At 74.5% G+C, this 17,175-nt stretch carries 16 protein-coding genes and 1 riboswitch; of the genes, 11 read left to right on the top strand and 5 right to left on the bottom strand.

Annotation, left to right across the window (positions count from 1 at the left end):
- The first annotated feature begins 222 nt into the window (after nt 1–222).
- The 7 genes from OUQ99_RS22900 (at nt 223) to OUQ99_RS22870 (ending at nt 6,795) form a co-directional block, all read left to right on the top strand.
- Nucleotides 223–1,302 carry a phosphatase PAP2 family protein gene (locus tag OUQ99_RS22900; RefSeq protein ID WP_267945852.1) on the top strand — a complete coding sequence of 360 codons (1,080 nt, stop codon included), beginning with the start codon at nt 223–225 and terminating at the stop codon, nt 1,300–1,302.
- Nucleotides 1,303–1,372: 70 nt separating this feature from the next.
- Nucleotides 1,373–1,501: riboswitch (FMN riboswitch) on the top strand.
- 118 nt (nt 1,502–1,619) lie between these two features.
- Nucleotides 1,620–2,252, top strand: coding sequence for a riboflavin synthase (locus OUQ99_RS22895; RefSeq protein WP_267945851.1), 633 nt, complete (start codon nt 1,620–1,622; stop codon nt 2,250–2,252).
- A gap of 91 nt (nt 2,253–2,343) precedes the next feature.
- Nucleotides 2,344–3,633, top strand: coding sequence for a bifunctional 3,4-dihydroxy-2-butanone-4-phosphate synthase/GTP cyclohydrolase II (locus OUQ99_RS22890; RefSeq protein ID WP_267945850.1), 1,290 nt, complete (start codon nt 2,344–2,346; stop codon nt 3,631–3,633).
- 102 nt (nt 3,634–3,735) lie between these two features.
- On the top strand, nt 3,736–4,209 hold the full coding sequence (ribH, locus tag OUQ99_RS22885; protein WP_267945849.1) for a 6,7-dimethyl-8-ribityllumazine synthase: 474 nt from the start codon (nt 3,736–3,738) through the stop codon (nt 4,207–4,209).
- A gap of 84 nt (nt 4,210–4,293) precedes the next feature.
- Entirely contained in the window at nt 4,294–4,755 is a 462-nt protein-coding gene (locus OUQ99_RS22880) for a PH domain-containing protein (protein WP_267950460.1), read from the top strand.
- Nucleotides 4,756–4,867: 112 nt separating this feature from the next.
- The gene (locus OUQ99_RS22875; protein WP_267945848.1) at nt 4,868–6,034 is read left to right on the top strand and encodes an XdhC family protein; all 1,167 of its coding nucleotides are present in this window, start codon (nt 4,868–4,870) and stop codon (nt 6,032–6,034) included.
- A gap of 125 nt (nt 6,035–6,159) precedes the next feature.
- Nucleotides 6,160–6,795, top strand: a complete 636-nt coding sequence (locus OUQ99_RS22870; protein WP_267945847.1) for a nucleotidyltransferase family protein — start codon at nt 6,160–6,162, stop codon at nt 6,793–6,795.
- A 56-nt stretch (nt 6,796–6,851) separates the two neighbouring features.
- Here the strand turns inward: OUQ99_RS22870 and OUQ99_RS22865 are convergent, their stop codons facing one another.
- Nucleotides 6,852–7,778 (bottom strand): aldose 1-epimerase family protein, encoded by a 927-nt coding sequence (locus OUQ99_RS22865; protein ID WP_267945846.1) that lies wholly within the window; start codon nt 7,776–7,778, stop codon nt 6,852–6,854.
- A 550-nt stretch (nt 7,779–8,328) separates the two neighbouring features.
- Entirely contained in the window at nt 8,329–8,997 is a 669-nt protein-coding gene (locus OUQ99_RS22860) for a DUF998 domain-containing protein (RefSeq protein ID WP_267945845.1), read from the bottom strand.
- A gap of 144 nt (nt 8,998–9,141) precedes the next feature.
- Here OUQ99_RS22860 and OUQ99_RS22855 point away from each other — a divergent pair, with 144 nt between their 5' ends.
- Together OUQ99_RS22855 and OUQ99_RS22850 are read left to right on the top strand one after the other, a co-directional pair.
- Nucleotides 9,142–9,465 carry a YciI family protein gene (locus tag OUQ99_RS22855; protein ID WP_267945844.1) on the top strand — a complete coding sequence of 108 codons (324 nt, stop codon included), beginning with the start codon at nt 9,142–9,144 and terminating at the stop codon, nt 9,463–9,465.
- Between the two features lie 102 nt (nt 9,466–9,567).
- Nucleotides 9,568–11,526: a DUF6596 domain-containing protein gene (locus tag OUQ99_RS22850; RefSeq protein WP_267945843.1), complete on the top strand. Its 1,959-nt coding sequence runs from the start codon at nt 9,568–9,570 to the stop codon at nt 11,524–11,526.
- 178 nt (nt 11,527–11,704) lie between these two features.
- On the opposite strand, the gene OUQ99_RS22845 is transcribed toward OUQ99_RS22850, so the two are convergent.
- From OUQ99_RS22845 to OUQ99_RS22835, 3 genes are all read right to left on the bottom strand, one after another.
- Nucleotides 11,705–14,410, bottom strand: a complete 2,706-nt coding sequence (locus OUQ99_RS22845; RefSeq protein WP_267950459.1) for a protein kinase domain-containing protein — start codon at nt 14,408–14,410, stop codon at nt 11,705–11,707.
- 156 nt (nt 14,411–14,566) lie between these two features.
- Complete coding sequence (locus OUQ99_RS22840) at nt 14,567–14,926, bottom strand: DUF2470 domain-containing protein (protein ID WP_267945842.1); 360 nt, start codon at nt 14,924–14,926, stop codon at nt 14,567–14,569.
- 216 nt (nt 14,927–15,142) lie between these two features.
- A complete protein-coding gene (locus OUQ99_RS22835; RefSeq protein ID WP_267945841.1) occupies nt 15,143–15,685 on the bottom strand; it encodes a YceI family protein in 543 nt (180 codons plus the stop codon).
- A gap of 158 nt (nt 15,686–15,843) precedes the next feature.
- Between OUQ99_RS22835 and OUQ99_RS22830 the strand changes: the two genes are divergently transcribed.
- Nucleotides 15,844–16,320, top strand: a complete 477-nt coding sequence (locus tag OUQ99_RS22830; protein ID WP_267945840.1) for a MarR family winged helix-turn-helix transcriptional regulator — start codon at nt 15,844–15,846, stop codon at nt 16,318–16,320.
- Nucleotides 16,321–16,362: 42 nt separating this feature from the next.
- Nucleotides 16,363–17,064 (top strand): SseB family protein, encoded by a 702-nt coding sequence (locus OUQ99_RS22825; protein WP_267945839.1) that lies wholly within the window; start codon nt 16,363–16,365, stop codon nt 17,062–17,064.
- Nucleotides 17,065–17,175: the final 111 nt, after the last annotated feature.

Raw genomic sequence — 17,175 nt, 5'->3', positions numbered from 1 at the left:
CGGTCCCACCCGGCCCAGGGGCCGCGCACAACGATCCCGGCCCGGCCCCGTGCACGCCTGGCCACGCGGGGCCGCGGCCCCTATGCTTCCGGTCCGTAGTCGTCAGTCGAAGAAGTCGAGGATTCCGCTTGGTCGCGGCTCCGTCTTCCCCTCCGCGTACGCGCGCCCGGGGGAGCGGCGCGGCGTGAGCGCGTTGCCAGGCGCCGACACGTGGAGTGCGCGTTGAACGCTCGGACGGCCGGTCACCTGGCCATGGACGTGCTGTGGGAGCCCGAGTCCACCGCCATCGGGTGGCTCCAGGGGCTGGGGGACTGGCTCGCCCATCCGCTGGTGGCGGTCACCCAGCTCGGCTCGCAGTTCGTCCTGATCCCCCTCACCGCCCTCGTCTTCTGGTGCGTGAACCCCGGCTTCGGGGCGCGGCTCTTCGTCGCCCTGGCCGCGTCCGGGGTGCTCAACTACCTGGGCAAGGCCGTGTTCCACGGGGCGCGCCCCTACTGGTACAGCGCCCACGTCACCGCGTACGCGAGCGGATCGAGCTTCGGCATCCCCTCCGGGCACGCCCAGGCCTCCACCGTCTTCTGGGGGTACCTGGGGTTCAGGTCGGGGCGCCGCACCCGGCTCTGGGCGGCCCTCGCGCTCATCGCCGCGATCTGCGTGTCCCGGATCTACCTGGGCGTGCACTTCGTCAGCGACGTCCTGGCGGGGCTGCTGGTGGGCGGCGCCGTCCTGTGGGCGGCCCTGCGCTGGGAGGACCGGCTCGTGGCCTGGTGGCTGGGCCTGGACACGGTCCGCTGGGTCGGCTGCGCCCTGGCCGTCTCCGTCGTGCCCTGTCTGGCGGCGGCGCTGTGGCAGGCGCTGGCCATGGGGGACTGGTCGGTCCCGGCGGACTGGATCGGCTCCACGCCCACCGATCCGGCCGGGCACACCCTCGCCGGTCTGTTCACCGTGGCCGGCGGTCTGCTCGGCGCGCTCGTCGGCTTCACGCTGCTCGCCCGACGCGGCTGGTACAGCGCGGAGGGGAGCCTGTCCGCCAGGGCCGCCCGCTTCGTCCTCGGCCTCTCGGGGATCGTGGTGGTCCAGGTGGTGGTCCACCTCCTGGCCGGGGGCCTCACGGGCCTCGCGGAGGCGGTCGTGATGTTCGCCGCCTACGCCGGGATCGCCCTCTGGGCGGCCTTCGGCGCGCCCGAGATGTTCATCCGCAGCGGTCTGGCCCACCGGCCCGGGGAGGGCGGCGGCACCCCGCTCGCGGACGGTCACGAAGGCCTTCCCGGCGACGGCCACGCCCGTGACGACGGGAAATGATTCCGGTCACACCAACTATGCGGCCGTGCTACCGACGCGTTAAGATCCGAACCGTTGAGACAACAGTCAAACGCGTGCTCCGGGGTCGGTGTAATTCCGAACCGGCGGTGACAGTCCGCGACCCGGTCGAATCCATCGGCCGGTTGAACCGGTGAGATTCCGGTACCGACGGTGAAAGTCCGGATGGGAGGCAGCGCGTGTTGGGCCGGTCTGTCCGCCGTGGCTCCCCGTGACCCGCGGCGTCCAGCCCCGGCCTTGTCGTGGACCCGTTCCACACCCCTGCCCCGGAGCCTGTCAGGCGAAGGGAATGCACAGGCGTGTTCACCGGAATCGTGGAAGAACTCGGCAAGGTCGTCTCCATCGAGCCAGCGGGCACCACGGGCGAGTCCCTGCTGCTGACGCTGCGCGGTCCCCTGGTCAGCTCCGACGCGGGGCACGGCGACTCCATCTCCGTCAACGGCGTGTGCCTGACCGTCGTCGGCCGGGGTGAGGACACCTTCACCGCCGATGTGATGAAGGAGTCGCTGGACCGCTCCTCCCTGGGCGGCCTCTCGGTCGGCTCCGAGGTCAACCTCGAACGCGCCGCCCGCGTGGACGGCCGCCTCGGCGGGCACATCGTCCAGGGCCACGTCGACGGCACCTCCCGCCTGCTCTCCCGGAATCCCGGTGACAACTGGGACGTTCTACGGTTCAGCCTGCCCGCGGAGCTCTCCCCGTACGTGGTCGAGAAGGGGTCGATCACGGTCGACGGGACCAGCCTCACCGTCTCCGCGGTCAGCGCGCCCGGTGCGGACGAGGAGTTCTTCGAGGTCAGCCTGATCCCCGAGACCCTGAGGGCCACCACTCTGGGGGGCCTCCCGGCCGGCGCCACCGTGAACATCGAGGTGGACGTCGTCGCCAAGTACGTCGAGCGCATCGCCTCCGTGGCCGCGAGCCGGCCACGGGCCTGACCGCCGGCGCGCGGCGCCACGGGACGGACCCGCACGCGCGGGCCGTCACCACCACACCACCCACACGCACGATCCACCTCAGGGAGCGGTAATGACCGTCACCGACGCCACCCCGTCCACCTCCGACACCGGGAAGGCCGTGGTCCTCGACCGTATCGAGGACGCCATCGCCGAGTTCGCCGCGGGGCGGGCCATCGTGGTGGTGGACGACGAGGACCGCGAGAACGAGGGCGACATCATCTTCGCCGCCGAACTCGCGACGCCCGAACTGCTGGCGTTCATGATCCGCCACACCTCCGGCGTGGTGTGCGTGCCCCTGGAGGGGGAGGACCTCGACCGCCTGGACCTGCCGCTGATGACCGCGCGCAACGAGGAGAGCCTGCGCACGGCGTACACGGTCACCGTCGACGCGCGCGAGGGCGTGAGCACCGGCATCTCCGCGGCAGACCGCGCCCGTACCGTGCGCCTGCTGGCCTCCGCAGGGAGCCGGCCCGTCGACTTCGTCCGTCCCGGCCACATCCTTCCGCTGCGCGCCCGGCCGGGCGGCGTCCTCGCCAGACGCGGGCACACCGAGGCGTCGGTGGACTTCGCCCGCCTGGCCGGCCTGCGCCCCGCCGGGGTGCTCGCCGAGGTGGTCAACGACGACGGCACGATGGCCCGCCTGCCCCGGCTGCGCGAGTTCGCCGACGAGCACGGCCTCAAGCTGGTGTCGGTGGAGCAGCTGGCGGCCCACCGCGCGGCCCTCGGCGAGACCCTCACCGAGGAGGAGGCGCACCCGCCCCTGGTCACACGCATGGTCGAGACCCGTATGCCCAACCGGCACGGCGAGTGGCGCGCGATCGGCTTCAAGGGGACCGCCGACGGCGCCGAGCACGTCGCGCTGGTCCTCGGCGACCTGGCGGACGGGGCCGGTGTCCTGGCCCGCCTGCACTCGGAGTGCCTCACCGGGGACGCGTTCGGCTCGCACCGCTGCGACTGCGGGGCCCAGCTGGACGCGGCCATGGCCGACATCGCCGCGGAGGGCCGCGGGGTGGTCGTCTACCTGGGCGGCCACGAGGGCCGCGGGATCGGGCTGCTGCACAAGCTGCGCGCCTACAGCCTCCAGGACCGCGGCGCGGACACGGTCGACGCCAACCTGAGCCTGGGCATGCCCGCCGACGCACGCGAGTTCGGGGCCGGGGCCCGGATCCTCGCCGACCTGGGCGTGTCCTCGGTGCGGCTGCTGTCGAACAACCCCGACAAGGCGGAGAGCCTGGAGCGCCACGGCATCCGGGTCGAGGAGCGCGTCGGCATGCCGTCCTTCGTCACGGAGGACAACATCGACTACCTGCGCACCAAGCGGGACCGCATGGGCCACGACCTGGCGGGCGTGTCCGACTGAGGCCCCGGCCGGGGCCGTCCCGGCGAGAACAAGCCCTGCCCCTCCCCGATCCGGCGCCCGCCGGCCCGCGGGAGCCGCACATCTCACACACAGGAGACCCTCATGAGTGGTGAAGGACGTCCCGACCAGCACAGCGTGGACGCCTCCGGGCTCTCGGTGGGCATCGTCGCGACCCGGTGGAACGGGGCCGTGGTGGGCCCGATGCTCGCCCGGGCGCTGGAGGTCGTGAAGGCCTCCGGGGCGGCCGACCCGGTGGTGGTCGAGGTCGCGGGCGCCGTCGAGATCCCCGTGGTCGCCCAGGAGCTGGCCCGCAAGCACGACGCGGTGATCGCGCTGGGCGCGGTCATCCGCGGCGGCACCCCGCACTTCGACTACGTGTGCCAGTCGGTCACGCACGGCCTCACGGAGGTGGCCCTGCGCGAGTCCACCCCCGTGGGCAACGGTGTGCTCACCTGTGACACCCTGGAACAGGCGCGCGACCGCGCCGGCCTGCCCGGCAGCATCGAGGACAAGGGTGCCGAGGCGGCGCTGGCCGCACTGGACACGGCTGTGGCCCTGAAGGGGCTGCGCCGCTGACCGGACCCCGTCGCGCGCACGGGTGTCATCCCGGCCAGGTCTGGTGGAACGGTGGAGCAGTCGGTGCGGACGAAGGAACAGCCGGTGGACGAGGCGTCGAAGCAGCCGGTCCTGCCGAGGACGTGGCGGCCCCGGGCGGTGCGGATGGTCGCCTACGGCCTGGGCCTGCTGATCGTGGCCACCATGGCGGTGCTCGCCGCGATCCTGCCCGGGGACTGGCGGATCATGGACAGGCTCCTGCTCGTGGGCCTGGGCGTGGCGATCGCCGCGGGCCTGCACCTGATCGCCCGGCCCAGGCTCGTCGCCGCGGACGGGGGCGTGACCGTGGTCAACGGCATCCGCACCCACGTGCTGTCGTGGGCCGAGGTCGTCGACATCCGGATGCCGGTCGGCGAGCCCTGGCCCTCGGTGGACCTGTCGGACGGCACCACCCTGGCGGTGATGGGCATCCAGAGCGCCGACGGCGAGCTCGCCCTGCGCAACCTGGAGGAGTTCCGGTCCCTGCTGCACGACCGCGGTGAGGCACAGGAGCCCGGCCGGTCGTAGGTACCTCCAACGGGAGTCCTCGTTTCTTGACGGAACGGGGACTCCCGTCGTGTTGCGTGGGGCACATAGTTTGGTACCGAGAGCCACTCGACCGAACAGGAAGAGGTGCCGCGTGCGCGACATCCGAACGGCGGTGTCCGACCTCTACGCCTCAGGAGAGGTGTTCGCCCTGGCCACGGTGATCGACACCGACAAGAGCGCGCCCCGGGACCCGGGCGCGGCGATGCTGGTCAGCGCCTCCGGCGAGGTCGTCGGCAGCGTGTCCGGCGGTTGCGTGGAGGGCGCCGTCTACGAGGAGGCGCTGGAGGCCATCCGCACGGGCGTCCCCGTGCGCCGCACCTACGGGGTGAGCGACGAGGAGGCCTTCAGCGTCGGCCTGACGTGCGGGGGCACCCTGCACATGTTCGTCGAACCGGTCAGCCGGGCCTCCTACGGGCAGCTCGGCGCGGTGCTCGGGGCCATCGACGGGCACCGGCCGGTCGCCGTCGCGACCGTGGTGTCCGACCCGTCGGGGGCCGGGCGGACGGGTCGGCGCCGCGTGGTCTGGCCGGATCACGCGGAGGGGGACCTGGGTCCCGGCGGCACCCGGCTGTCCGACGCGCTGGACGACGACGTGCGGGGGATGCTCGCCCAGGGCAGCACGGGGCTGCTGCGCTACGGCTCGGACGGGCAGCGGCGCGGCGACGAGCTGGAGGTGTTCGTCCAGTCGTTCGCGCCGGCCCCGCGCATGCTGGTGTTCGGCGCGATCGACTTCGCCGCGGCAGTGGCCGACCTGGGCTCCTACCTCGGCTACCGGGTGACGGTCTGCGACGCCCGGCCGGTGTTCGCGACGGCCAAGCGGTTCCCCACCGCGGACGAGGTGGTGGTGAAGTGGCCGCACGTGTTCCTCGACGAGATCGCCCACGAGATCGACGAGCGGACGGCGGTGTGCGTCCTCACCCACGATCCCAAGTTCGACGTGCCCGTGCTCAAGGCGGCCCTGGGCACCCGCGCCGGGTACATCGGGGCGATGGGCTCGCGGCGCACCCACGAGGACCGGCTGGAGCGGTTGCGCGAGGCCGGTGTGGGGGAGGAGGCGCTGGGGCGCCTGCACTCGCCGATCGGCCTGGACCTGGGTGCGCGCACCCCGGAGGAGACGGCGGTGTCGATCGCCGCCGAGCTGGTGCGGTCGCGCTGGGGCGGGACCGGGCGTGCGCTGAGCGAGACCAGTGGGCGAATTCACCGGGATGTCCCCGGTACCCCCCTGGTTCCGGCCGGATTCGGTCGCGCGGCGACGTGAACCGAAATGGTGCTCGTGCTGATGTGCCTGGTCACGGCCGGTGCCGCGCGGACGGAGTGAGAGGTCACCCGACCGTCTGCTCCAGGTGACCTGCCCCGTGGCCGCACGCGTGGCATCATCGCGTCATGGAAACTGGGGACGCGCAGGACAAGGAGCGGGAGCGAGCGGGCCGGGTCGCCGGCCTCCTTCTGGCTGCGGGCTCCGGCAGCAGACTGGGGCGCCCCAAGGCACTGGTGGAGGTGGGCGGCGAGCGCCTGGTGGACCGGGGCGTGCGGACCCTGGGAGACGGCGGGTGCGCGCCGGTCATGGTGGTGCTGGGCGCGGCCGACACGGTCGTCCGCGACGCCCACACGGTGTACAACCCCGACTGGGAGAGCGGGATGGGGTCCTCCGTGCGCGCGGGGATCGACGCCCTGCCCGACTCGGTGGACGCCGTCCTGATCGCCCTGGCCGACCAGCCCCTGGTGACCCCGGAGGCTGTGCACCGGCTGGTGGAGGCCCACGACGAGGGCGTGCGCGCGGCCGTGGCGACGTACAACGGCAACCAGCGCAACCCGGTGATGCTGGGTCGGGAGTACTGGTCGACGGTCTACGGCCTGGCGGTGCACGACGTGGGCGCGCGCCCGTTCCTGCGGGCCTACTCGCACTTGGTGACCGCTGTGGCCTGCGACGACATCGCCAGCCCGGAGGACATCGACACGGCCGAGGACCTGGAGCGGCTCACCGGGCTGCTGGGCGGGGAGGCCCCCGGCCCGGCCTGAGCGCCGGCGCCGCGGTGGGACGCGGGCCGCCCGGGACCGGCCCGGGGCGGCGGCGGTCAGGGGCGGGGGAGGGCTTCGGCGGTGATGCCGAAGGTGTGCCGGGTGGCGCCGCCCGGGGGCAGCACGATCAGGTCGGTGCCGGAGGCGAGCGCGTTCGCGGGGCAGGTCATCGGCTCCGCCGCAAGGTAGGCCCGGCGGTCGGACCCGCCGAGGGTGTCGGAGCTGAACACCTGCAACCAGTCGAAGCTGCGGTCGCACCACACCGACACCCGGTGCTCCGGGCCGCCGACCCGTACCCACGCGCGTCCGTCGCCGTCGCGCTCCAGGGACGTGAAGGCGGTGTCCAGCACCGTGTCGCCCAGCTGCCTGCCCGGGGTGCGGAAGTCGAGGCGGCCGTCCTCCACCGGGACCGGGTCGCCGGCGGGCAGCAGGCGGTCGTCCACGGGCAGCCTGGTGCCGGCGGTGACCTCCAGCGTGAGGTCGCCGCGCTCCGCGAGCACCGACAGGGGCTCGCCCAGGGTGAGGTAGGGGTGGAAGCCCAGGCCGAAGGGGGCGGGGGTGTCACCGGTGTTGCGGGCCTCGGCGGTGAGCGTCAGGCCGTCGCCGCCCAGCCGGTAGGCGAGGACCAGTTCCAGGGGGAACGGGAAGCCCGGGGCGCCCCCGAAGTCCAGCCGCAGTGTGGCCGCGTCGTCCGAGACCTCCTCGACCGACCACTCGCGGTCGTGGACCAGGCCGTGTATCGCGGTGCCCGTCGCCGCGTCGTTGACCTCCAGCCGGTACTCGGTCCCGGCGAAGCGGTAGACGCCCTCGCCCACCCGGTTCGGCCACGGGGCCAGGACCTGGCCCTGGAAGGCCCGGGGGCCCTCGTCGCCGTAGGGCCACACGATGTCGCGGTCGCGCCAGGCGAGTGCCCGCAGGCCCGCCCCGGTGCGGTCGACGCGGGCCAGGAACTCCCCGGCGCGCAGCTCGATCACCTCGCCCACGAGTACCCCTGCTTTCCCGTCACGGTCCGGCCGTGCGCCGAACCGGCCGATCATAGCCCACCGGACGTCCGCCGGCCTCGTCTCACCGGCCCCGCCGCTCCCGGAGCGCGGGGCCGGGGGACGGGCCCGACCCCTCCAGGGCGCGGGCCCGGGAGAGCCGGTCGGCGAACAGGGCGGCGTCGACGTCCTCGGGCGAGCGGAGCCTGACCTGGGCCGTCCCCCTCGCCCCGGGCTCCGGTCGGCCGGAGGGGTCGGCCGGCTCCTTCCCCCCAGAGGCCGAGGGTCACGTACGAGGAGCAGCCCCTGACGTAGCAGACGGGGGACAGGCCGGGCTCCGCGCCGAGGCTCCATGCGGGGTGGCCGTGCCAGAGGGCGCCGGTCCCGGGCAGGGCCTCCTCGACGACGGCGACGAGGGCCCGGGCCGCCGCCCGCAGGCCGTCAGGGAGGGCGGCGGTGTGGTCGGCGACGGTCGTGTGCGCTGCCGCGGTGGTTCCCTGTCCGTGTTCGGGTTGGTGGCGGAGGAGCGGTGGGGAGGGTGCGGTGCGGACGGTCAGACGGTGCGCAGGCACCGGGCGGCGACCAGGGAGATCCACAGCATCGCGGTGACGGCGCCCACGGCCAGGGTCAGGGACCCGCCCTGTCCCCCCGTCATCGCCCAGCCGTTGCCGAGGAGCAGGGCGGTGCCGGCGACACGGGAGGCCGCGGTCGTCCCCCGGCGCCCGTTCCGGGAGAAGTGGTGGCCCAGGACGTAGCAGGCGGCGATCAGGGCGGAGAAGGAGACCGTTCCCGCGGCCATGTGTCCGAGGGCGTGCCCGCTGAGCGCCGCCGGAGTGTCCAGGGGCGTGCCGGAGGGGAAACCCGCGGCCGGGTCCATGACGAACGCGCCGGCGGCGATCATCCCGGCGCCGTGGACCAGGATCAGACCCGGGATCCAGGAGCCCCCGGGGGTGCCGCGCAGGACGCGCCGCAGGCCGAACGCCCCGGCGACGGCCAGCGCTCCGGCCAGGGTGAAGTTGGCGATCTGGAGCCAGCCCAGGGAGCCGTTGCTCAGCATGCTCAGGGGATGCCTGGTCAGGTCGAAGCCCTCACGGGTGGCGGCCTGGGCGAGGGAGACCACCGTCCAGAGGGGGGCCGAGGCGATCGCCGCGCCCAACAGGAGGCGGGTGCTCGCCGCGGTGCGTCCGACGGGGGCGGGGGCGGTTTCCAGGGCGACGGCCATGGTGGTTCCTCTCTCGGTGTGCTGCTCTGTTCTCACCGACACGTCGATGCGCCGATGTGACAGGGAACGGCCTCGTTCCCTGTCACATCGGCCTGATCGACGTCCCACCGGAAGTACCGGAAACCCACGAGGGAGAACGACCGCATGCGCTTTCTGATGACCACCAAGCCCAGTGACACCGCCGCCGACGAGAACCTCTACACCGAGATGGCCGCGTTCGTGGAGGAGCTCACCGCCTCCGGCGTCCTGCTGGCCACGGGCGGGCTGGAGCCCGGCGGCCTCCGGTTGACGTCGGCCGGGGGCGAGATCACGGTGACGGACGGCCCGTTCACCGAGGCCAGAGAGGTGGTGGCCGGGTTCGCCCTGGTCGAGGTGCGATCCAGGGAGGAGGCGCTGGAGGTCGCCCGCCGCTTCCGCCGCATCGTCGGCGACGGCGAGAGCGTGGTCCAGCAGGTCTTCGGCCCCTGACCGGCCGGTGCCGGACCCGGCCCCCGCGCGGGGGCGCCCTTCCGCACCGCACGGCACCGCCCCGGTTTGCGTTCGTCCCGGGGCGGTGCTGTCATCGTGCCCGTGACCGATGCCCACCGCACCGTCGACGCGGTCTGGAAACTGGAGTCGGCGAGGATCGTCGCCGGGCTCACCCGGATGGTGCACGACGTGGGCGCCGCCGAGGAGCTGGCCCAGGACGCCCTCGTGGCCGCGCTCGAGCAGTGGCCCGAGAAGGGCGTGCCCGACAACCCCGGCGCCTGGCTGATGGCGATCGCCAAGCGCCGGGCTGTCGACCGCATCCGCCGCTCCCGGAACCTGGAGCGCAAGCACGAGCTGATCGCCCACGGCATGGAGCGCGGAACCGGCCCCGAGCCGGAGCCGGACGGCGACGACGTCCTGCGCCTGCTGTTCGTCACCTGCCACCCCGTACTGGCCACCGCGGAGCGGGTCGCGCTGACCCTGCGCCTGGTCGCCGGGCTGACCACGGAGGAGATCGCCCGCGCCTTCCTCACGGGCGAGGCCCGCATCGCCCAGCGCGTGGCGGCCGCGAAGCGCACGCTCGCCGAGCAGGGGGTGGGCTTCGAGCTGCCCTCGGGCGCCGAACTCTCCGAGCGGCTCTCGTCCGTGCTCGGCGTCGTCTACCTCGTCTTCAACGAGGGCTACACGGCGACCTCGGGGGAGGGGCTGACGCGTCCCGGGTTGTGCCTGGAGGCGCTGCGCCTGGGCCGGACCCTGGCCGAACTGGTGCCGGACGAGGCCGAGGCGCACGGCCTGGTGGCACTGATGGAGCTCCAGCAGGCCCGTGCCGGAGCCCGGACCGGGCCCTCCGGCGAACTCCTGCGGCTGGACGAGCAGAACCGCGGCCGCTGGGACCCGCTGCTCATCCGGCGCGGGTTCGCCGCCATGCTCCGGGCCCGCGACGCGGGCGGCCCTCCCGGTCCCTACACGCTCCAGGCGGCCATCGCGGTCTGCCACGCCGGGGCGGCCACGGCCGAGGACACCGACTGGGAGCGGATCGCCGTCCTGTACGACCTGCTGGCCGAGCGGCTGCCGACGCCGGTCGTCCTCCTCAACCGGGCGGTGGCGGTGGGGCGGGCGCGCGGCCCCGCCGAGGGGCTGGCGCTGGTCGACGTGCTGGCCGACGATCCGGCGCTGCGCGACTACCACCTCCTCCCCGGCGTGCGGGGCGACCTGCTGCTCCTGCTGGGGCGGGAGGGCGAGGCGGGGAGGGAGTTCCTGCGCGCCGCCGCCCTGGCCGGCAACGCCGTCGAACGGGCGTTCCTGCTCGGCCGCGCCGAGACCGTCGCCGGGCCCCGGCCCGAGGGCCCGACCCTGGGGAGCCTCTCCCGGGACTTCCTCGGCCGACCCGACCTGGACGCCGCGACCGTCCGCTCCTACGGACAGACCCTGGGGCGCCTGTGCCGGTCGCTGGGAGAGGACCTGCCGGCCGCCGACCTCGACGCCGGGGCCGTGGCACGGGTGTTCGCCGCGGCGTGGGGGGAGGCGGCCCCGCGGACCTGGAACCGCCACCGGTCGGCGGTCCGCTCGTTCGGGGCCTGGGCCGGACTGGAGGGCCTCGACACGGGACTCGGGCGGCGCGCCGAGGCCCGGACCGGGGCGCCGCCGCTCGACCCCGCGCAGCTCGCCCTGCTGTGGGACGGGGAGGGCAGGGCCCTGCGGGAGCGGGTCCTGTGGCGGCTCCTGCACGAGTCCGGCGCGGGGGTGGGCGCGGTGCTGGCGCTGAACGTGGAGGACCTGGACCTGGAGGACCGCCGCGCCCGCTCGGGCGGCTCCTGGGTGCACTGGCGTTCGGGGACGGCCCGGCTGCTGCCCCGGCTCGTGGCGGGGCGGGAGCGGGGGCCGCTCTTCCTCGCGGACCGGCGTCCGGGCCCCGCCCGCAGGCCCGCCGAGGCGGACCTGTGCCCGGTGACGGGGCGCGGGCGCCTGTCGTATCCGCGTGCCGAATACCTGTTCAAGCAGGCCGGCAGGGAACTGGATCCGGCGGGGGAGGGGTACACCCTGCGCCGGCTCAAGGGGTGAGGCCGCGTGCGCGGGCCGGCGCCCGCAGACGGGGTGGGGTCGCGCACGTGCCGTGGGGACCGCCCGTGTGCCGGAACCCGGGCCGCGGTGCGCGCGGCCCCTCGGCCCGGCGGGGAACGCGGCGGCGGGGTCCCGCCGCCGGGGGCGGGCGCGGGCCCGTCCCCGGCGGCCGGGGACGTCAGCCGAGCAGGCCGTCGAGCGGGATCAGCACGCCCGAGCCCAGGGCGACCAGCCCCGTGGAGAGCAGGACCACCAGCATGAACAGGGACCCCGCCACTGCCAGGCGGAACGCCGCCAGGCGGCGGCGGGCACGCGCGCTGGGCTTCTTGCTGGCGGCGGACCGGCCCAGCGCCACCAGCACGACCGCCAGCAGCACGGGGAACCACCACGCGTCACCCGCACCGCCGGGCAGCAGGCCGGTCACCGACCCGGTCACCTCGGACAGCCACCCCAGGAGGCCGCCGCCGCCCGCCTCCAGCAGCCCCGTGTACGCACCGGTCACGAACTCGCTCTCGGGGTAGAAGCCCTCCTCCGGACGCATCACGCGGCCCAGGCCGTCGACCAGGCCCAGCAGCGCGGCAGGGTAGGCGAAGCGGCGGCAGCGGCCCGCGGACATCGCCCGCTGGATCTGGCTCATGGTCCGCTCGACCCGGCGGGTGGCCCTCTCCTGGTCGCGGCGGTTGCGCGCCGGCTCCCCGGCGCCCGAGGGGTCGTAGGGGTTGGGGACGGCCTGGTTGTCCGGCCGGGTGGGAGCCGTGGCGGCCTCCGCCCGGCGCTGCCGGGCCGTCGACACCTTCCCCCGGGCCTCGGTCCAGCGGGCCCGGGCCGATCCGGCCAGCGCCGCCCACCGGTCCTGGCGGCGCGCCCTGCCGTCGGCCCGCTCCCGGGCGGCGACGGCCCCGCCGACCCGGGCGGCCTCGGGCAGCAGCAGGAGCGCCGTGAGCACGGCGCCCCTGGTGGCGACGGCGTCGCCACCGGCGCCGTCGCGCAGCGCCTGGCGGCGCAGCTCCGCCCACCACGGGGCGTGCGGGGCGTCGCTGCGCTGCTTGGGGTGCCAGGACTGGCGGCGCAGCAGCGAGCGGTGGCGTGAGGCGGTGTCGGGGACGAGCACCAGTTCGACGGCCCGCGCCCACGCGGTGTCCGTCTCGTGGGCGTCGGGGCGGCGCGGGGCGTCGGGCCCGGAGCCGACCAGGCGGTCCACGTTCTCGGTGACCCGTCGCATGAGCAGCGGCACCTCGTGCTGGACGCGCTCCAGCAGGGCGCACCGGCCCGAACCGCCCGACCGGCAGGCCGGGTGCGGGCACCAGTGCTGGGATCCCAGGCCCACCGCGCCCGACTCCACGGCCTCGCGCACCACCGCGTGGCGGCTCGCGTCGCCGGTGGCCAGCGCCAGGAGGCCGTCGGCGCTGATCTCGTGGCCCCGGAAGCGCGGCGGCATACCGGGCACGTAGCGGGCGGCCAGGGCGCTGATCGCCACGTGGGCGAGCTCGGGCCGGGCGTCCAGCCCGGTCAGGTAGGCGCGGTCGAAGGTGTAGTCGTTGACCTCGCGGTCGAGCCAGGTGCGCAGTTCCGGCCAGTGGCTGCGCAGCCACATGGCCCCGGTCTCGGAGCGGTCCAGCAGGTCGAAGGCCAGGCTCGGGGGGTCCTCGTGGCTGGCCCCGGCGAAGTTGACGGGCCGCAGGCGGCGGGCGGTGCGGATCTGCGGGCGTTCGCCGGCCAGCCACTGGGCGACCTCGTCGTAGCCCCACCGGGCGGACGGGGCGGGTGCGAGCAGGCCGCGGACGAGCAGGCGCCAGCGCTCGTCGGTGATCGCGGAGATGTCCACCTCGGTGTTGCGGGCGGTCAGCCAGTTGCCGCCGCGCTCGGGGCGGCGCCCGGTCACGAGCTCGTGCACCATCACGCCCAGGGACCACCAGGAGGCGGGGCCCTCCCGGCGGCCCTCGACGACCTCGGGGGCGGCGTAGTCCTCGGTGATGGCGAGTCCGCCGTAGACCCGGCTCATGGTGGCCCGCACGGCCCCGCCGAAGTCGGTCAGGGCCACGACCGGCGGGTCCAGGGAGCGCACCAGCAGGTTCTCGGGCTTGACGTCGGTGTGGTTGTGCTGGAGCTCGTCCTGCCAGTGGTGCAGGCACTCGGCCACGGCGGAGAGCACGGCGCGCGCCCGGTCGTCGTCCAGGGGCGCCTGGTCGATGACGGCGCGCAGCGTCCCCAGGGAGAAGTACTCCTGGGCCTCCCAGGCCAGGTCCTCCCCCCAGGAGCTGGCCGCGGTGCCGTACCCGTGGATGGCCGGGGTGTGCGGCGAGGCGGTGCCGCGGGCCCGGAGCCGGTCCAGGAGTTCGCGGTTGATGTCGTGGCCGGGCCGGTACACCTTGAGGGCGAGGCGGCGTCCGGGGGAGTCGGTGGGCTCTGCCAGGTAGACGACGGCCTCGCCGCCCGCGCCGACGTGGTCGAGCACCTGGTACCGGCGCCGCAGCTCGGCGGGCACGGCGTAGTCGAGGTCGCCGGCCGGGCCGACCACCACGCGGGAGACCAGGCGGGCCATCCAGTCCAGGAGCGGGCCGAACAGCGTCCTCCACCACGGGGTGCGGCCGTCGTCGCGGCCGTCCCCGGGGATGGTCCGCGCCGGGCGCCGTCCGCCGGGGCCGGCGGGCGCGGTCGGTCCGGCGGGCGGACCGCCGCCGGGCAGGACGCCGGTGCGGTCCGGTGAAGGAGGGGCGACGCGGGTGGGAGCCGGCCCGCCGTCGCGGTCGTCGGAGCCGGGGCGGAGGACACGCGTGACCCAGCGCGTGGCTCCCGCGCGGTCCGGGCCGCTCCGTGCGGTGGTCGCGGTGGGGTCGATCCGTTGGGTCGGCGCGTTCTCGTCACCGGGGTCGGGCGTGACCATGGAGGTCGGGGCCATCCTTCGGATAGGCGGTGGTGTCGTCGGTGTCCGGGGGGATCGACGGACCTTTCCAGGGTAGGTCCCGTGCGGCACCGTCGCCGGTGCCGCGGAACCGTCCGCGAGCGGGTCCGCCGTCTCCCTCCTACCCCGTTTGACTCCTCACGCCTCCGTGGAGTTCCGCCCGGTTCCCGCCGCTCCGGCGCCGCCCGGGTGCTGCTCCCTCGGGACGAGGCCGAGTGCGGAGCAGGCCTCCCGGTACAGGCGCACGACCTCGGCGCGGATCTGCGGACGCTCGGTCAGCGGCCGCTCCCAGGGGACGCGGACGACCCGCTCGGCGCCGTCCTCCGTCACCGCGTAGTCGCCCCCGTCACCGTCCAGCCCGGTCATCCGGGCGGCGGTGGCGCCGGGCGCTCCCCCGAAGGCCCGGCAGATGAGGAGGGTGTCCTCCGGGTGGTCGCCGTTCATGTGCGCGGCGACCGCGGCGACGACGTCGGGGGAGAAGGGGTTGGGCGGGGACAATGTGCCTCCTGGAGGTGGGCGGTGTCACGGAAGGACGAAACGGGGGAGGGCTGTGCGCCCTCCCCCGCCGACGATATCCGAGATCCCCAGGATGATGACAGGGTGTCGTCACCTTGGCCGGGCGGTGTCCGTGTCCCACCGGGGGGCCTGTCCGGCGACCCCGGGTCCCGGCCGTCCCGGGGCGGCCGCCCGCCGCCGCACCGGGTCCCGCGGGCCTCAGGCCTGGCGGGTGAACTCGGCGTCGATCTCGATGGTGATCTTGTCGCCGACGACCACGCCGCCGCCGTCCATGGGCATCTCGATGTCCACGCCGAACTCCTTGCGGCTGATCTGCGTGCTGGCGGCGAAGCCGGCGCGGTCCAGGCCGTACGGGTCCAGGGTGGAGCCGTTGAACTCCAGGGCCAGCTCGACCGGGTTGGTCCTGCCCTTGATGGCCAGCTCGCCCTTGAGGACGAAGTCCTCGCCCCTGGCCTCGATGCCGGTGGAGCGGAAGGTGAACTGCGGGTTCTGGTCGACGTCGAAGAAGTCGGCGGACCGGATGTGGTTGTCGCGGTCGCCGTTGTCGGTGTTGATGGAGCCGGCGTCGATGGTGGCCTCGACGGAGGACAGGGCGGGGTCCTCGGGAACCGTCAGCGTCGCCTCGAACTTCTCGAAGCGGCCGCGCACCTTGCTGACCATCATGTGGCGCACCGAGAAGCCGATGACGGAGTGGGTCGGGTCGATCGTCCAGGTGCCGGGCTTCAGTTCCTGAGCTGCCATGGTGTGTCTCCCTGTCGGGTTCGGCGGACCCGCGGGTCGGGTCCGGTGGTCTCTACTGAGGAACAAAGTACCTTAGAAGATTCTTCCTGGGAAGGATTCTAGGGTCTCCGCCGGAACCGTGCAAGGGGCGCCCGCCCGCCACGGCCTAGGCTTGGCGCATGGAGAACGCTGCGTGGCTCGACGGAGGCGAACAGCGCGTCTGGCGCGGGTTCCTCAGGATGAACGCCTGGATCTACGACGAGCTGGAGAAGGACCTGCGGGACCGCACCGGGCTCTCGCTCGTGGAGTACGGCATCCTCGTCCACCTCTCCGAGGCCCCCGGCCGCCGTATGCGCATGCGGGTGCTCGCCGACAGCGTCATCGTGTCCAAGAGCAGGCTCTCCCACCAGGTCGCGCGGCTCGAACGCGACGGCTACGTGCGCCGCGAGCACTGCGACGACGACAGGCGCGGGCTCTGGGCGGTGCTGGAGGACGAGGGGGCGGCGGTCCTCGACCGGGCCGCGCCCGGACACGCCGTGCGGGTCCGCTCCCTGGTCTTCGACAAGCTCTCCGGGGAGCAGGTGCGGCAGCTCGCCGCCGTCATCGACGCGCTGGAAGGTGACGAAGCCGTTTCCCGGGGACAGGACTCCGTGTGACCGGAGTACGGGCCGCCCGGGCCCCGGGTAGAGTCGGAGCCCGTGAGCAGACCATCGATCATCGGCGCCCAGAACTTCCGTGACGACGACGGCGGAGCCGACCCGGAGGTCGAGTCCTGCCTGCGCCGGCACGCGGCGGGCGAGATCGGCGACCGCCAGGTCCTCGCCGCCCTCAGCCGGTCCCGCCTGCTCATCCCGGTCGTGGCCGTGGCCACCGGGACCGAGGAGGGGGTCGGCGGGCTGACCAAGGACAAGAGCAGCGAGGTCGCCGTCCCCATCATGACGGGCAGGGACGGGCGCCGCGGAGTGCTCGCCTTCACCTCGGTCGACGCGGTGCGGCGCTGGCGGCCGGACGCGCGCCCCGTGCCCTTCACGACCAAGGACGCCTGCCAGGCCGCCGTGGAGGAGGGCGCCGACGCCCTGGTCGTCGACGTCTCCGGCCCCGTGCCCCACACCGTCCAGGGCCGCTTCCTCACCATGCTCGCCGAGACCGGCGCCGTTCCCGAACCCAAGGACGACCCGCAGGTCCTCGCCCTCGTCTACCGGGTGACCCACGGCGAGTTCGGCATCGAGCGCGTGCGCATCCACCCCTCCGAGCGGGGCGAGATCGGCATCCGCCTCGAACTCGAGGAGCGCGACGACGAGGCGCTGCGCCGCGTGGCCGAGAGGCTCGCCTCCGAGCTCGGGCACGTGCTGCCGGGGGGCATCGAGCTCAGCGCCGTCGTACGGGCCAGGCGCGACTAGGGCGCGGCCCGCGGGGCCCGGCGCGCCGATCGCCGCGATCCCGGAACGACCCGCGGAACACGGCCGGGGGACCCCGCCGCGGGCGGGGTTGTCCACAGGGGGGACCGGGTT

Origin of the sequence: Streptomonospora nanhaiensis (assembly GCF_026642255.1) — a bacterium.
GTDB classification, from domain to species: domain Bacteria; phylum Actinomycetota; class Actinomycetes; order Streptosporangiales; family Streptosporangiaceae; genus Nocardiopsis; species Nocardiopsis tropica.
The sequence above is the reverse complement of the archived record's forward strand: the minus strand, read 5'-3'. Positions and strand labels throughout refer to the sequence as shown.

Excerpts from the sequence above, each read along its gene's own strand:
- OUQ99_RS22845 (WP_267950459.1), bottom strand. The coding sequence starts at position 14,410 with ATGGTCACGCCCGACCCCGGTGACGAGAACGCGCCGACCCAACGGATC.
- OUQ99_RS22890 (WP_267945850.1), top strand. The coding sequence starts at position 2,344 with ATGACCGTCACCGACGCCACCCCGTCCACCTCCGACACCGGGAAGGCC.
- OUQ99_RS22860 (WP_267945845.1), bottom strand. The coding sequence starts at position 8,997 with ATGGCCGTCGCCCTGGAAACCGCCCCCGCCCCCGTCGGACGCACCGCG.
- OUQ99_RS22835 (WP_267945841.1), bottom strand. The coding sequence starts at position 15,685 with ATGGCAGCTCAGGAACTGAAGCCCGGCACCTGGACGATCGACCCGACC.
- ribH (WP_267945849.1), top strand. The coding sequence starts at position 3,736 with ATGAGTGGTGAAGGACGTCCCGACCAGCACAGCGTGGACGCCTCCGGG.
- OUQ99_RS22870 (WP_267945847.1), top strand. The coding sequence starts at position 6,160 with ATGGAAACTGGGGACGCGCAGGACAAGGAGCGGGAGCGAGCGGGCCGG.
- OUQ99_RS22855 (WP_267945844.1), top strand. The coding sequence starts at position 9,142 with ATGCGCTTTCTGATGACCACCAAGCCCAGTGACACCGCCGCCGACGAG.
- OUQ99_RS22830 (WP_267945840.1), top strand. The coding sequence starts at position 15,844 with ATGGAGAACGCTGCGTGGCTCGACGGAGGCGAACAGCGCGTCTGGCGC.